The following is a 14,650-nucleotide window of genomic DNA, read 5'->3' as shown; positions in this document are numbered from 1 at the left end:
CGGATACAACCCCGACGACCCCTACTTCGCCACCAAGAACCTCCAAGCCTGAACGCTGGACGAAGGAGACAGCCATGACCGACATGCCCGCGATCGCCACCGACCTGCCCGCGCCCGACATCGTGCGCTGCGCCTACATGGAGCTCGTCGTCACCGACCTCGCCGCCTCGCGCGAGTTCTACGTCGACATCCTCGGCCTCGTCGTCACCCACGAGGACGAGGACGCCATCTACCTGCGCTCCCTGGAGGAGTTCATCCACCACAACCTCGTGCTCCGCAAGGGGCCCGAGCCGGCCGTGGCCGCCTTCGGGTTCCGGGTGCGCAGCCCCGAGGAGCTCGACAAGGCCGAGGCCTACTACCGTGCGCTGGGCTGCGACGTCCGTCGCTCCAAGGAGGGCTTCGTCCGCGGCATCCGCGACGCCGTCCGGGTGCAGGACCCGCTCGGCTTCCCCTACGAGTTCTTCTACGAGGTCGACCACGTCCAGCGGCTGGCCTGGAACTACGAGCTCTACGGCGCCGGTGCGCTGGTACGGCTCGACCACTTCAACCAGGTCTACCCCGACGTCGTCACCGGCGCGGAGTACCTGGAGAACCTCGGCTTCAAGCGCACCGAGGACATCAAGGACGACAAGGGCGTGACCTACGCCGCCTGGTTCGCCCGCAAGCACACCGTGCACGACACCGCCCTGACCGGCGGTGACGGCCCGCGGATGCACCACATCGCCTTCTCCACCCACGAGAAGCACAACATCCTGTACATCTGCGACAAGCTCGGCGCGCTGCGCCGGTCCGACCAGATCGAGCGCGGCCCGGGCCGCCACGGCGTGTCGAACGCCTTCTACCTCTACCTGCGGGACCCGGACGGCCACCGGGTGGAGATCTACACCCAGGACTACTACACCGGCGACCCGGACAACCCCGTGGTCACCTGGGACGTGCACGACAACCAGCGTCGTGACTGGTGGGGCAACCCGGTCGTGCCGAGCTGGTACACCGACGCCTCGACGGTGCTCGACCTCGACGGCAACCCGGTGCCGCTGGTCAAGCGCGAGGAGCCCCGCGAGCTGGACGTGACCATCGGCGCCGACGGCTTCTCCTACACCCGCAAGGGCGACACCGAGCGCGGCTTCAAGCTCGGCAACCAGGTCTGACCGACACACACGCATCCGGAGCTTCTATGACCTCGCAGTCGAGGGTTCTCAACCCCAAGCGGCGTGAAGACCGGCGGGTGGCCGTGGCCACCCTCGCCGGGACGACCATCGAGTGGTACGACTTCTTCATCTACTCCAACGCAGCGGCGCTCGTCCTGGCACCGCTCTTCTTCGAGCCCTTCGCGGAGTCGATGGGCGATCTGGCGGCCCGGCTCATCTCCTTCGCGACGGTGGGCGTGAGCTTCTTCTTCCGTCCGCTCGGGGCGATGGTGGCCGGCCACTACGGTGACCGGCTGGGCCGCAAGCTCATGCTCGTCCTCACGCTCATCCTCATGGGTGGGGCGACCGTGCTCATCGGCTTCCTGCCGACCTACGACAGCATCGGGATGTGGGCTCCGGTCCTCCTCGTGCTGTTGCGGGTGCTCCAGGGCTTCTCGGCCGGTGGTGAGTGGGGCGGCGCCGCCCTCATGGCGGTGGAGCACGCCCCGGCGCAGAAGCGCGGCCTGTTCGGCGGGTTCCCGCAGATCGGGGTGCCGCTCGGCATGCTCATGGCGGCCGGCGTGCTCGCGGTGGTCACCGCGACGACGTCGGAGGAGCAGTTCATGTCGTGGGGCTGGCGGGTGCCCTTCCTCCTGTCCGTCCTGCTCATCGTCGTCGGCATGCTCATCCGCCTCGGCGTCACCGAGTCCCCGGTGTTCCAGGAGGTCACGAAGAACGAGCAGCAGGTCCGGCTCCCGCTGGTCCAGATGTTCCGGTTCAACGGCCGCGAGCTGGTCAAGGGGGCGCTGACCTTCGCGGGCAACAACGCCTCCGGCTACATGATCACCGGCGGCTACATCCTCGGGTACACGACGACGGAGCTGGGGATGGACCGCACGACCATCCTCAACCTCGTGCTCCTCGCCTCCGCGGCGTGGATCGTCACGACCCTGGCCGCGGCGCGGCTGTCGGACGCCATCGGCCGCGTGCGCACCTACCAGATCGGCTTCGGCTGCCTCATCGCCACGGTGTTCCCGCTGTTCCTCCTCGTCGACACCCGGCACGTCGGGCTCATCGCGCTGGCCATGGTCCTCTTCACCGTCGGCCTCGGCCTCACCTACGGCCCGCAGGCCGCGATGTTCGCCGAGATGTTCCCCGCCCGGATCCGGTACTCGGGGGCCGGCATGGCCTACGCCTTCGGCGCCATCATCGGTGGGGCGTTCGCCCCGACGATCGCCACCTGGCTGCAGGCACAGTTCGGCACGAACATGGCGGTGGCGACCTACCTGCTCGCCGTCGCACTCGTCGGCCTCGTCGCGGTCTCGCTGGTCCGCGACCGCACCGGCAAGGCGCTCATCGGCCCGGACGCGATGGACATCCCCGGGGCGGCCGAGCTGGAGGCCACGCTGCAGGACGGGGCCGGGGCGAAGGTCGCCACGCCCGCGTCCTTCGACCGCGGCGCCGGCTACTGAGCCACCGACCGACAGGGAGCCGGGCCCCGTGCGGGGCCCGGCTCCTGGCGCGCTAGCGCTCCATCGCCAGGACGAAGTCGCGGGCCGCCTGCTGCAGACGCCGGGCAGCGGTCTCGTCCGGGACGGTCTGGTCGGGGAAGACGACGGCGAGGGCGGCCGGCCACCCGACCGCGCCACGCACCGGGACGGCCACGGAGCGGACGTTGGGGATGACCTCGTCGTGGGAGACCGCCCAGCCGCGGGCGCGGGCGGCCTGGACGTCGGGCAGCCGCGGCCCGGCGAGCTCGGCGAGCTCGGCCGCGGAGAGCTCGTCCCCGAGGGCGACGAGGAGGGCGAGACCCGGGGCGCCACGGGTCAGCGGGTGGGCGCTGCCGGGACGGACGACGAGGGTGACGCCGTGGTGCCGTGGTTCGACGGTGGTGCGGGTGATGGCCAGCCCGTGCTCGGCGACCGCGAGGAACGCGGTGACGCCGAGGTCGTCGACGACCCCCTGGAGGATCGGGGTGGCCTTGCGCTGCTGCGGCGCCTCCGCGGCCTCGAGGAGGGTGCGCAGCCCCGGGCCGGGCAGGTAGCCGTGCTCGGTGCGGGCAGCCAGACCGTGCTCCTCGAGGGTGCGCAGCAGCCGGTAGGCGGCCGAGCGGTGGACGCCCAGCACGTCGGCGACGTCGTTGACCCGCAGCGGTGTGGCGGCGCTGCACAGTGTCTCGAGGGCGCGCAGCCCACGGGAGAGCGTCTGCGACGTGCCGCCGGCCGGAGTGCTCATCGTCCCTCGTTCCTGTCCGGGCACGCGCCCGCAGACAGGGCAATCGTATTGGATCGACGTCACGCTGTGCAGATAGTGCACCGGACCCCCGGTCGAGGAGGCCACCACGGGGCTGTGGCGGACCGCGCGGCATCGGGGGCGCATCGCGCGGCCGTGCGATGCGCCGCGGGGCGTGCGGGTCACCGTGGGGCTGTGCGGGGTGCCGCGGGGCGTGCGGGTCACCGTGGGGCTGTGCGGGTCACCGTGCGGCCAGGACGCCGGTGAGCAGCGCCGCGCCCAGCGCGCCGACCTCCGCGGGGCGCGGGACGAGCCCGAGCCGGTCGGGCAGGTCGAGGGAGGCGAGGAACGGTGAGCCGCGTGCCAGCTCGGTCAACGCCTCGCGCACGCCGGACAGGAGCGGGCGCCCCAGCGCGGTGAGGCCGCCGCCGAGCACCACCCGCTCCGGGTCGAAGGTGAGGGCGACGAGCCGGACCGCCGCCGCGACGCCGGCGAGCACCCGTTCCCGGACGGCGCGTGCGGCCGGGTCCCCCTGGGCTGCCGCCGCGAAGAGGGCGACGGGTGGCGGCGCGTCGGTCGCGGGCCACATCCGGGCGACGGCGGAGCCCGAGGCCACCGTCTCCAGGCACCCGCGCTGCCCGCACGGGCACGGCGCTCCATCGGGGTCGACGGGCACGTGCCCCACCTCACCGGCCGCGCCCGCGGCCCCGCGCCACAGCCGTCCGCCGGTGACGACGCCGCACGCCAGGCCGGTCCCGAGGTTGAGGTAGGCCAGCGAACGCGGCGCGTCCCCCGCTGCCGCGAGCACGTGGTGCGCGCCCAGGGCGGCCGCGTCGACGTCGTTCTCCACGAAGACGGGGGCACCGAGCCGGTCGCCGAGCGCCCCGGCCATGTCCAGCTCGGCGATACCGAGGTTGACCGCGTTGCGCACCCGGCCGTCCACGACGGTGCCGGGCAGCCCCACCCCCACGCCCCGCAGCGCGGCGGGGGACACCCCGGCCACGTCGCACAGCCGCCCGACCGCGGCCACCGCCACGTCGACCACCGCCGTCGGACCGCGGCCGGAGCGGGCGGTGTGGTGGGCGAGGGGCGCGCCCTCGGTGTCGAGGAGCACCGCCACCGTCGAGGTGCCGCCGATGTCGAGCCCGGCCCGCAGGCCGACCCGTCCGCCCACGCTCACGCCCCCTTCCCACCGTGCGGAAGTCCTGCCGGCCACGGCTGCCAGTCAAGCGCACGGCCCGATGCGCTGTCAGGGGAACGGGACGGACGGGCGGCGCCCGGCGGCGCGGTACTGGGGTCCGCTTGTCGAATCGCGCACACCACTTGTCGGAGCGTGGCCTGGGGCGCGCGCGTCCTTCCACCGGTCTCCCGGCCTCCGTACCGTCACGGGTAGTCGCAGCAGCTCGACGTCGAGACACCCCCGCGAAGGAGCGTGACCCATGACGACCTCACTGACCACGAGCACCGAGCAGCCCGAGACCGAGGCCGGGCTCGCCCGCCGGACGCTGACCGTCCGGCACCTCGTCTTCCTCATCATCGCGGCGTCCGCGCCGCTCACCGTCGTCGCCGGCGGAGCCCCCACGAGCTTCGCCGTCACCGGACTGACCGGTGTGCCCGTGGGCTACCTCGCCCTCGGGCTCATCCTCGTCGTGTTCGCAATCGGCTACGGCGCGATGAGCGCACAGGTCCAGAACGCCGGGGCCTTCTACGCCTACGTGAGCTCCGGGCTCGGCATCCGGCAGGGCATCGGCGCCTCGATGCTCGCCCTCATCAGCTACAACGCCATGCAGATCGGGCTCTACGGCATCTTCGGCTTCGCCCTGGCCTCCTTCGTCTCGGCGAAGACCGGCCTCGACGTCCCGTGGTGGGCCGCGGCGCTGCTCGGCTTCGTCGTCGTCGGCTGGCTCGGCCTGAACAAGATCGACCTCTCGGCGCGGGTGCTCGCCGTCGTCGTCCTGCTCGAGTTCGCCGTCGTCGTCGTCGCCAACGTCATGTCGTTCCTCGCCTCCCCGGAGGGCGTCACCGCCGAGCCCTTCGCCCTGGAGAACTGGGCCACCCACGGCATCGGCGCGATCCTCGCCTTCGGCATCGCCGCCTTCATGGGCTTCGAGTCCGGCGCCATCTACAGCGAGGAGGTGAAGGACCCGCGGCGCTCCGTCGCGCGGGCCACCTTCATCGCCGTCGCCGTCATCGCCTCGTTCTACGCCTTCTCCGCCTGGGCGCTGTCCATCGGCGTGGGCGTCTCGAGCATCGTCCCGCTGTCCCAGGAGCTCGGGCCGGACATCATGTTCGTCTTCCTCCAGGAGCAGGGGTCGGTCCTCCTCGCCGACATCGGCAACCTCCTCTTCGTCACCAGCCTGTTCGCCGCGCTCATGGCGTTCCACAACGCCGCGGCCCGCTACTTCTTCTCCCTCGGCCGGGCCCGGGTGCTGCCCCACGTGCTCGCCCGCGCCGGTCGCACGAACCACGCCCCCGTCGCCGGGTCGCTGGCCCAGTCCGCGCTGGCGCTGACGCTCATCGTCATCTTCGCGGTGGTCGGCGCAGGCTCCGAGCTCGGGCCGCTGTTCCCGGTGGTCACGATGTTCACCTGGCTCACCAACGCCGCCGCCTTCGGGCTGGTCTTCCTCCTCTTCGTCACCTCGGTCGCCGTCATCGCCTACTTCTGGCGCGACGACCGCGGCTACTCGTCCCTCGTCCGGCTGTGGGCGCCGGCCGTCGCGGCCCTCGGGCTGGGCACCGTCTTCGCCCTCATCCTCGTCAACTTCGACGTCATGATCGGCGCCGAGGGCCCCTCGCCGCTCGTCGTCGTCATGCCCGCGATCATCCTCGGCGCCGGTGTCGTCGGCCTGGTCTGGGGCGAGGTGCTGCGCCGGACGCGGCCCGAGGTCTTCGACCGCCTGCGCGACGCCAACGTCGGCTGACCTCTCACCGAAAGGAGCACGCATGTCTGCCAAGGTCCTCATCGTCGGTGCCGGATTCGCCGGCCTCGTGGCTGCCCGCGAGCTGCAAACCGCCGGGGTGGAGGTGGAGATCTTCGAGGCCCGCGACCGCATCGGCGGCCGGGCCTGGACCGAGGAGCGGATGGGTCACACCCTCGAGCTCGGGGCCACCTGGGTGCACTGGATGCAGCCCTACGTCTGGACCGAGATCGCCCGCTACGGCCAGGAGATCTACCCCAGCCCCGACTACGAGCGTGCCTACTGGATCGCCGACGGCGAGGTGCACGAGGGGCCCGAGGACGACCTCGACGCCGTCCTGGCCCGTCCCCAGGCGAAGATCTTCGAGGGCTCCCGCGAGTTCTTCCCCTACCCGCACGACCCGCTGTACGTCCTGAGCGACAGGTACGACGGCCCCGCCGACGTCGTCGAGCGCTTCCGCGCGGCCGACCAGGGCAGCGTCCTCGACGCCCTGCGCGACGGGAGCTTCACGCAGGAGGAGATCGACGTCTGCGACGCCTACTGGTCGGCCGGGTACAACGGCTACACCGCCACGGCGTCCCCGCTCATGGCCAAGCACTGGGCCGCGCTGTCGGACCACCGGCTGCCGCTGCTGGACGAGCAGACGCTGAAGTTCAAGCTGAAGAACGGGATGCGCGGCCTGTACGAGAACATCGCCGCCGACCTGCGCTGCCCGATCCACCTGTCCACCCCCGTCACCGCCGTCGAGCACGACGAGCGCGGGGCCCGCCTCACCCTCCAGGACGGCACCGCGCGCGAGGCCGACGCCGTCATCGTCACCGTCCCGATCGGGGCGATGCACCACGTGGCCTTCACCCCCGAGCTGCCGGCGCCGATGCGCAGGGTCGTGGAGGAGAAGACGAACAGCACCGGCTTCAAGATCTGGATCAAGGTCCAGGGGCACCACAACTTCATCGCCACCGCCCCGACGGGCAGCCCGATCGCGATGATGAAGGCCGAGTACTTCCTCGACGACGGGACGACGATCTTCGTCGGCTTCGGGCCCGACCACACCGCGATCGACCTGCAGGACGTCGCCCAGGTGCAGCAGATCGTCAACCAGTGGCGCCCGGACCTCACCGTCCTGGAGAGCGACGGCCACGACTGGTGCGCGGACAGGTGGAGCGGCCAGACCTGGGCCACCATCAGGTCCGGCCAGTTCATCGAGGGCTGGAGCACCTTCCACGACACCGACACCCGGCTGTACTTCGCCGGCGCGGACATCGCCAAGGGATGGAACGGCGTCGTCGTCGACGGCGCCATCGAGACCGGCATCACCACCGCCCGGCGGGTCCTCACCGAGCTCGGGGTGCGTGCCCCGGTGGACCAGCCGGTCGTGGCGCGCTGACCACCCCCCGGCCGGGGGCCGTCCGCAGCGGCGGCCCCCGGCCGGACCGAGGCGGGGAGCGGGATGTGTCCCGGGCCACCCTCGGGTCGTATATGATCGGGGTCACACCGGGTCCTCCGTCCGAAGGAGTCCGCATGCCCCGCTTCGCCAGTGGTGTCGTCGACATCGACCAGCTCCGCGGCACCCTCGACCTGGACGCCTGGCGTGCGGTCGTCGCGGGCAGCTTCGTCCCGCTCGAGGTCGACGCGCTCGACGGCGTGCCCTTCCGCGGCCACCTCGAGCGCACCGTCGTCGACGACGTGTCGGTCTTCGAGATCGTCGCCACCCCGCACGTCGTGCGCCGCACCGAGGCCCTCATCGAGCAGGTCGAGGGCCGGTTCTACAAGCTCAGCCTCCAGCTCAGCGGGCCGGCGGTCCTCGAGCAGGACGGCCGGTGCGTCACGCTCCAGCCCGGCGACATCGCCATCTACGACACCCACCGCACCTACCGGCTCACGTTCCCCGAGCGGAACCGGGCGATGGTCATCATGTTCCCGCACGAGGCCGTCGACCTCCCGCGCGACGAGGTCGCCCAGGTCACCGCCGTGCGCTTCCCGCGCGACGAGGGGCTCGGGCGGGTCATCAACCCGTTCTTCGTCGAGCTGGGACGCAACATGGACCAGCTCTCCGGCTCGCACGCCACGCGGCTCGTGCACTCCGCGCTCGACCTGCTGGTGACGATGCTGTCCCAGGAGCTGCACCAGCGCCGTCACGGCGCCGTCGGGCCCGCGCGCAGCCTCGCGCGGGAGGTGCGGGAGTACATCCTGGAGCACCTCGGCGACCCGGACCTCACCCCGGCGTCGATCGCCCAGGCCCACTACATCTCCATCCGGCACCTGTACACGATCTTCTCCGAGGAGGGGGAGACGGTGTCGGCGTGGATCCGCTCCCGCCGGCTGGAGCGCATCCGCCGCGACCTCATCGACCCGCTCCACGCCGACCGGCCGGTCTCGGCGATCGCCGCCCGGTGGGGGCTGCTCGACGCCGCCCACTTCAGCCGGCTCTTCAAGGCCGAGTACGGCCAGTCGCCCACCGCGTACCGCGAGGCCGCGGCGGCCCGCGGCCGCGTCGCCTGACCACCGCGGCGAGGTCGCGACGGGAGGAGGACGCACGGAGGCGGGAGGCCCGCCCGACGCGTGCACGTGCCGACAAGCCCTCGGCACAGGAGCGCAAGACCCCTGGCGCGGCGCTGGGTCATGGTGGGGTCAGCCCCGGCCTGTGGCGACCGTCACGACGCCGGCACCGACCACCCGTGGAAAGGGAGACGATGACGACCCAGCACACCACCCTCGGAGCACTGTCCTACGCCGACCTCCTCGCCGCCGTCGCCGCCGGCGAGGGCGGCCGGGAGATCCTCGACCCCGCGACCGGCGAGCTCGTCGGCCGCGCCCCCGAGCACACTGTGGCCGACCTGGACGCCGCGGTCGCTGCGGCCCGCGCGGCGCAGCCGGCGTGGGCCGCCCTGGGGCACGAGCGCCGCAGCGAGCTGCTCGACCGGGCGGCCGACGCCGTCGAGGCGAACGCCGAGGCACTCGCCGAGCTGCTCTCCCGGGAGCAGGGCAAGCCGCTCAACGGCCCCAACGCCCGCTTCGAGGTGGGCGCCTGCGCCGCCTGGCTGCGCGCCACCGCCGCCTTCCCGCTCGAGCCCGAGGTCCTCGTGGACGAGGAGGGCTCGCGCGCCGAGCTGCACTACCGGCCGCTGGGCGTCGTCGGCGCCATCGGGCCGTGGAACTGGCCGATGATGATCAGCGTGTGGCAGCTCGCCCCCGCGCTGCGCATGGGCAACACCGTGGTGCTCAAGCCCTCGGAGTACACCCCGCTGAGCGTGCTCGCCCTGGTCCACGTCCTGTCCCAGGAGCTGCCCACCGACGTCCTGCGCGTGGTCTCCGGAGGCCGTGGCGTCGGGGAGCGTCTCGCCGCCCACCCCGAGGTGGACAAGATCATGTTCACCGGCTCGACGGTCACCGGGAAGGCGATCATCCGCTCCTCGGCCGACACGGTGAAGCGGCTGACCCTCGAGCTCGGCGGCAACGACGCCGGCATCGTGCTGCCCGACGCCGACCCCCGGGCGATCGCCGAGGACCTCTTCTGGGGTGCGTTCATCAACACCGGCCAGACCTGCGCCGCCCTCAAGCGCCTCTACGTCCACGAGTCCATCTACGAGGACGTCTGCCAGGCGCTGACCGAGGTCGCCCGCCAGGTCCCGATGGGCGTGGGGCGCGAGGAGCAGAACGTGCTCGGCCCGCTGCAGAACAAGGCCCAGTTCGACATCGTCTCCCGCCTCGTCCAGGCCGCCAAGGACGCCGGTGCCCGGGTTCTCCTCGGTGGGGACCCCGACCCGGACCAGCCGGGCTACTTCTACCCCACGACGCTCGTGGCCGACGTCGACAACGACAACCCGCTCGTCGCCGAGGAGCAGTTCGGCCCCGCCCTGCCGATCGTCCGCTACTCCACCGTGAACGAGGCCGTCGAGATGGCCAACGCGCTGGACGTGGGCCTCGGCGCCTCGGTGTGGGGCACCGACCGTGAGCAGGCCCTGGCCGTCGCCGCCCGCCTCCAGGCGGGCACGGTGTGGGTCAACAAGCACGGCGCGGTCGACCCGCGGGTGCCCTTCGGCGGGGTCAAGCAGTCCGGCTACGGCCTGGAGTTCGGCGTCGAGGGGCTCAAGCAGCTCGGCGCCCCGCAGGTCATCAGCGCCTGACGTCAGGGCCGGGGCGCGCCGTCGTCAGCACGGCGCGCCCTATCCTGAGCGCATGACACCGACGAGGACGTCGACCACCGTCTCCACCGCCGTCGCCGCGGTCGTGGCCGAGCGCAGCGCCGCCGTCTACGGGGTGATGGGCAACGGCAACGCCTACGTCGTGGGGCACCTCACCGCCACCGGTGCGCCGTACGTCCGGATGCGGCACGAGGCGGGGACCGTGGCGGCGGCGCAGGCGCACTACCTGGCCGGAGGCGCGCTGGCGACGGCGACCACCACCTACGGCGCCGGCCTCACCAACACCCTCACCTCCCTCGCCGAGGCCCGGCTGGCGCGCGTGCCGCTCGTCCTCGTCGCGGGGGAGGGACCCAGCGCAGCCCCCCGCTGGTGGGACCTCGACCAGGAGGCGCTCCTGGCCGGCCTCGACGTCCCGGTCGTCCGCGTCCCGGCCGACGGCGCGGCGGCCGCGGCCCACTACGCCTACGACCTCGCGCGGTGGGACCGCACCCCGGTCGTCCTGTCCATCCCGTACGACGTCGCGACCGCCCCGGCCGGTGACACCCACCGCATGGGCAGCGTCTCCCCGTCGGCGCCGCCGCAGCCCACCGTGCAGCAGGTCGCGGGCGTCGCCGCGCTCCTGCGCGGTGCGCAGCGCCCGCTCCTGCTCCTCGGCCGCGGCGCCCACCTCGCCGGCGCCGGGCAGACGCTGCGCCGCGTCGGGGACCGCCTCGGCGCGCTCTTCGCGACCTCGGCCACAGCCGCCGGCCTCACCGGCTCGCCCTGGGACCTGGGCATCGCCGGCGGCTTCAGCACCCCGCGCGGCTGGGAGCTCATCACCTCCGCGGACGTCGTCCTCGCCGTCGGGATCAGCCTCAACGACTTCCAGGACCAGCGCGGCCGGCTGCTCGCCGCTGCCCGCGAGGTGGTCCAGGTGGACCTCGGGCCGGTGGCGACCCACGGCCAGGTCACCCGGTACATCCGCGCCGACGCCGCCGCCTTCGCCCACGCCCTGCTCACCGCGCTGTCCGACGGCACCGGCGCACAGCCATCCCCTCCCGGGGGCACCTGGCGCGACCGCGCCCCGGACGCCGCCGGAGACCTGCGCGCCGACCTGTCCGCGCTGCCCGAGCTCGCCGACGACGGCCGCCTCGACCCGCGGCTGGTGGCCCGCCGGCTCGACGAGCTGCTCCCGGCCGACCGCGCCCTGGTGCACGACGGCGGCCAGTTCATCGGGTGGATGCCCCAGCACGCCCGGGTCGGCGACCCGACCGAGCTCGTCCTCGTCGGCACCGCGCTGCAGACCATCGGCCTCGGCTCCGCGTCGGCCGTGGGCGCCGCCCGCGCCCGGCCCGACCGCACGACGGTGCTCGTCACCGGCGACGGCGGCGGCGCGATGGGGCTCGCCGACCTCGTCACCTTCCTGCGCGAGGCCGAGTCCGGCCTCGTCGTGGTCTTCAACGACGCCGCCTACGGCGCCGAGCTCCACCAGTACGGCGCGGCCGGCGTCGACCGCGAGGGCATGCTCCTCGACGACGTCGACTTCGCCGCCCTCGGCCGCGCGCTCGGAGCCGGGGGCCACCGCGTCACCCGCCTCGCCGACCTCGACGTCGTGGGGGAGTGGACCCGGGACGGTGCCCGTGGGGTGCTGGTCGTCGACGTCCTCGTCACCCGCACGGTCCCCGCGGACTTCCTGCGCCGGCACTGAGACACGCCACCGGGAGCAGGCGGGCGCTCGCCGCCACGTCCGCGGCATGTGGCCGGGACGGCGGTGACGGGTCGCGCCCGGTGGGGGCCGCGGCGACGTGAGGAGTATCGTATATGATCGGCGGGTCCGGATCACGATGGCGAGGACCCCCATGGACGATCAGCGAACGGCTCGGTGGGGCACGGACCGGCGGGTCCCCGGGACGGCCCGGTGAGACGGCCGGGAGCCGGAGCAGGGGAGCACGCGGGGCGCCTGTGGACCCGGGAGCTCCTCACCGCCGTCGTCGTCAACACCCTGACGATGCTCGTCTTCTACCTGCTCATGACGACGATGGCGCTGTACGCCGCTCAGCGCTTCGCCGCGTCGGACAGCCTCGCCGGCCTGGCGTCGAGCATGTTCATCGTCGGGGCGGTCCTGGGCCGGCTCGTCGCCGGCCCGCTCATCGGCTCCCGGGGCCCGCGGGGCGTCCTGGTGTGGGCGCTCGTCCTGTACGTCGCGATGTCGCCGGCCTACCTCGCCGCCGCCGACCTCCCCCTGCTGCTCGCCGTCCGCCTGCTCCACGGTGCCGCTCACGGCCTGGCGAACACCGCGACGACGACGATCGCCCAGTCGGTCATCCCGGCCGCCCGGCGAGGTGAGGGCACCGGGTACTTCAGCATGAGCGTCCCCCTCGCCGCCGCCCTCGGCCCGCTGGGCGGGCTGGGCGTCATCGACCGCTGGGGCTACGACGCCCTGTTCTGGGCCTCCGCCGCAGTGTCGGTGACCGCGTTCCTCGTGGCGCTCCTCCTGCCCGAGCGCCGCCCGGCGGCCGGGCCGCGGCGCAGCAGCGGGCGGGCCGGCCTCGTCGACCGGGACACGCTGCCGCTGTCGACCGTCATGCTCGTCGTCGGTGTCGCCAACGCCTCGACCATCACCTTCACCCACCCGTTCGCCGACTCGCTGGGCATCGCGAGCCACGCCGGCACGTTCTTCGTCGTCAACGCGGCCGGTGTGCTGGGCTCCCGCATGGTCGCCGGACGGGTCCAGGACCGCCTCGGGGACAACTGGGTGATGTACCCGGCGCTCCTCCTCTACGCGGGCGGGCTCGTCCTGCTCTCCCGCGTCGACACCGCGCCTGAGCTGCTCGCGGCCGGGCTGCTCCTCGGACTGGGCTTCGGCTCGGTCATGCCCACCGCCCAGGCGGCCGCGGTCCGCCTCGCCCGGCCGCACAAGATCGGCCTCGCGGTGGCCACCTACTACCTCATGCTCGACCTCGGCACCGGGCTGGGCCCGGCCGCCCTCGGCGGGCTGGTGACCGGGTGGGACTACCGGGTGATGTACCTCGTCGTCGCCGCCCTCCTGTTGGCCGTCGGGGTGCAGTACCACCTCGTCCACGGCCGCCACCCCGGCCGCACCTCGGAGGTGCGGCACTGACCGACGTCTTTCCTACCGGTGAAGAAAACAGAACTTTAGACGGAGGAAAAGACGGCGGGGAGGGGCTAGCCTGCCAAGTGTGGGGCGGGGCACAGTAGCAGCGGCGTACGGCCGGCGGGCGGAGGAGTACTCCGACATGCTCGGGTCCATGCGGTCCACCCACGAGGACGACCGCCGGCTCGTCAGCCAGTGGGCCCGGTCGTTGTCCGGCCCGGTGCTCGACGTCGGGTGCGGGCCCGGGCACTGGACCCAGTTCCTCTGGCACCAGGGGCTGGACGTCCGGGGCGTGGACCTCGCCCCCGAGATGGTGGCGCTCGCCAAGGAGCGCTACCCCCACCTGTCCTTCGAGCGGGCCGACCTCATGGACCTCGACCTGCCCGACGGCTTCGCCGGTGGCGTCTTCGCCTGGTACTCCCTCATCCACGTCGACCCGCCGCAGATGCCTGTGGCGCTGCGCGAGCTGGCACGGGTCACCACCCCCGGCGGCGGCCTGCTCGTGGGGTTCTTCGCCGGCAGCTCGCGCGTGCCGTTCTCCCACGCGGTCGCCACGGCGTACTACTGGAGCACCGCGAGCCTCGGTCGCCTGCTGGAGGAGGCCGGGTTCGAGGTGCTCACCACGACCACCCGGCCCGCCCAGCGCAGCAGCCCGCTCGGCGCCCTGCTCGGCCGCCGTGCGGTCGTGCAGGGGACCCGTCCCCACGGCGCCATCGTCGCGCGGCGTCGGTAGCCGCCCAGCGGCCGGCGGGCCACCGGACCGGCGGCGGCCACGCCCGGGGCGGGCGGCGGTCGAGCCCGGCGGCGGGCATGTCACGGCACCGGCGGCGGGCACGCCAAAGGGCCGGTGGCGGGCACGCCAAAGGGCCGCCCGACGCATCGTCGAGCGGCCCTCGGCAACGCTCAGCCCACCCGGTCACCCGGGCGGAGGGTCACAGTGCGGCGCGCTGGACCTTGCCGGCCTTGAGGCACGAGGTGCACACGTTGAGGCGCTTCGGGGTCCCGTTCACCACCGTGCGCACGCGCTGGATGTTCGGGTTCCACCGACGGCTCGTCCGCACGTGGGAGTGCGAGACGCTCTTGCCGAAGCTGGGGTGCTTGCCGCAGACGTCGCAGGTGGCAGCCACGGTC

General features: G+C 73.2%; 12 protein-coding genes. 9 read left to right on the top strand and 3 right to left on the bottom strand.

Features of this window, described 5'->3' with window-relative positions; genetic code table 11:
• Window positions 1–74: 74 nt before the first annotated feature.
• Together hpaD and Q0195_RS12220 are read left to right on the top strand one after the other, a co-directional pair.
• The gene (gene hpaD / locus Q0195_RS12225; protein WP_299278952.1) at window positions 75–1,151 is read left to right on the top strand and encodes a 3,4-dihydroxyphenylacetate 2,3-dioxygenase; all 1,077 of its coding nucleotides are present in this window, start codon (window positions 75–77) and stop codon (window positions 1,149–1,151) included.
• Window positions 1,152–1,177: 26 nt separating this feature from the next.
• Entirely contained in the window at window positions 1,178–2,602 is a 1,425-nt protein-coding gene (locus Q0195_RS12220) for an MFS transporter (protein WP_299278950.1), read from the top strand.
• A gap of 52 nt (window positions 2,603–2,654) precedes the next feature.
• Here Q0195_RS12220 and Q0195_RS12215 read toward each other — a convergent pair whose 3' ends face one another.
• The gene (locus Q0195_RS12215) at window positions 2,655–3,365 is read right to left on the bottom strand and encodes a helix-turn-helix domain-containing protein (RefSeq protein ID WP_299278947.1); all 711 of its coding nucleotides are present in this window, start codon (window positions 3,363–3,365) and stop codon (window positions 2,655–2,657) included.
• A 238-nt stretch (window positions 3,366–3,603) separates the two neighbouring features.
• The gene (locus Q0195_RS12210; protein WP_299278944.1) at window positions 3,604–4,542 is read right to left on the bottom strand and encodes an ROK family protein; all 939 of its coding nucleotides are present in this window, start codon (window positions 4,540–4,542) and stop codon (window positions 3,604–3,606) included.
• A 259-nt stretch (window positions 4,543–4,801) separates the two neighbouring features.
• Here Q0195_RS12210 and Q0195_RS12205 point away from each other — a divergent pair, with 259 nt between their 5' ends.
• The 7 genes from Q0195_RS12205 to Q0195_RS12175 all read left to right on the top strand — a co-directional run bounded on the left by Q0195_RS12205 (window position 4,802) and on the right by Q0195_RS12175 (window position 14,252).
• On the top strand, window positions 4,802–6,283 hold the full coding sequence (locus Q0195_RS12205; protein WP_299278942.1) for an APC family permease: 1,482 nt from the start codon (window positions 4,802–4,804) through the stop codon (window positions 6,281–6,283).
• A gap of 22 nt (window positions 6,284–6,305) precedes the next feature.
• On the top strand, window positions 6,306–7,667 hold the full coding sequence (locus Q0195_RS12200) for an NAD(P)/FAD-dependent oxidoreductase (protein WP_299278939.1): 1,362 nt from the start codon (window positions 6,306–6,308) through the stop codon (window positions 7,665–7,667).
• A 134-nt stretch (window positions 7,668–7,801) separates the two neighbouring features.
• The gene (locus Q0195_RS12195; protein WP_299278936.1) at window positions 7,802–8,782 is read left to right on the top strand and encodes a helix-turn-helix domain-containing protein; all 981 of its coding nucleotides are present in this window, start codon (window positions 7,802–7,804) and stop codon (window positions 8,780–8,782) included.
• A 191-nt stretch (window positions 8,783–8,973) separates the two neighbouring features.
• On the top strand, window positions 8,974–10,407 hold the full coding sequence (locus Q0195_RS12190) for an aldehyde dehydrogenase family protein (RefSeq protein ID WP_299278933.1): 1,434 nt from the start codon (window positions 8,974–8,976) through the stop codon (window positions 10,405–10,407).
• Between the two features lie 52 nt (window positions 10,408–10,459).
• Window positions 10,460–12,112, top strand: coding sequence for a thiamine pyrophosphate-dependent enzyme (locus Q0195_RS12185; RefSeq protein ID WP_299278930.1), 1,653 nt, complete (start codon window positions 10,460–10,462; stop codon window positions 12,110–12,112).
• 210 nt (window positions 12,113–12,322) lie between these two features.
• The gene (locus Q0195_RS12180) at window positions 12,323–13,525 is read left to right on the top strand and encodes an MFS transporter (RefSeq protein WP_299278927.1); all 1,203 of its coding nucleotides are present in this window, start codon (window positions 12,323–12,325) and stop codon (window positions 13,523–13,525) included.
• Window positions 13,526–13,604: 79 nt separating this feature from the next.
• Complete coding sequence (locus tag Q0195_RS12175) at window positions 13,605–14,252, top strand: class I SAM-dependent methyltransferase (RefSeq protein WP_299278924.1); 648 nt, start codon at window positions 13,605–13,607, stop codon at window positions 14,250–14,252.
• A gap of 199 nt (window positions 14,253–14,451) precedes the next feature.
• Here the strand turns inward: Q0195_RS12175 and rpmB are convergent, their stop codons facing one another.
• Window positions 14,452–14,646 carry a 50S ribosomal protein L28 gene (rpmB, locus tag Q0195_RS12170; protein ID WP_299278955.1) on the bottom strand — a complete coding sequence of 65 codons (195 nt, stop codon included), beginning with the start codon at window positions 14,644–14,646 and terminating at the stop codon, window positions 14,452–14,454.
• Window positions 14,647–14,650: the final 4 nt, after the last annotated feature.

It is taken from the genome of uncultured Georgenia sp., from assembly GCF_937958535.1.
Taxonomy (GTDB): Bacteria; Actinomycetota; Actinomycetes; order Actinomycetales; family Actinomycetaceae; genus Oceanitalea.
This window is presented reverse-complemented; position numbering and strand designations above follow the sequence as displayed.

Coding starts and splice junctions, on each gene's coding strand:
- hpaD (WP_299278952.1), top strand. CDS start 75: ATGACCGACATGCCCGCGATCGCCACCGACCTGCCCGCGCCCGACATC.
- Q0195_RS12220 (WP_299278950.1), top strand. CDS start 1,178: ATGACCTCGCAGTCGAGGGTTCTCAACCCCAAGCGGCGTGAAGACCGG.
- Q0195_RS12215 (WP_299278947.1), bottom strand. CDS start 3,365: ATGAGCACTCCGGCCGGCGGCACGTCGCAGACGCTCTCCCGTGGGCTG.
- Q0195_RS12205 (WP_299278942.1), top strand. CDS start 4,802: ATGACGACCTCACTGACCACGAGCACCGAGCAGCCCGAGACCGAGGCC.
- Q0195_RS12200 (WP_299278939.1), top strand. CDS start 6,306: ATGTCTGCCAAGGTCCTCATCGTCGGTGCCGGATTCGCCGGCCTCGTG.
- Q0195_RS12195 (WP_299278936.1), top strand. CDS start 7,802: ATGCCCCGCTTCGCCAGTGGTGTCGTCGACATCGACCAGCTCCGCGGC.
- Q0195_RS12190 (WP_299278933.1), top strand. CDS start 8,974: ATGACGACCCAGCACACCACCCTCGGAGCACTGTCCTACGCCGACCTC.
- Q0195_RS12185 (WP_299278930.1), top strand. CDS start 10,460: ATGACACCGACGAGGACGTCGACCACCGTCTCCACCGCCGTCGCCGCG.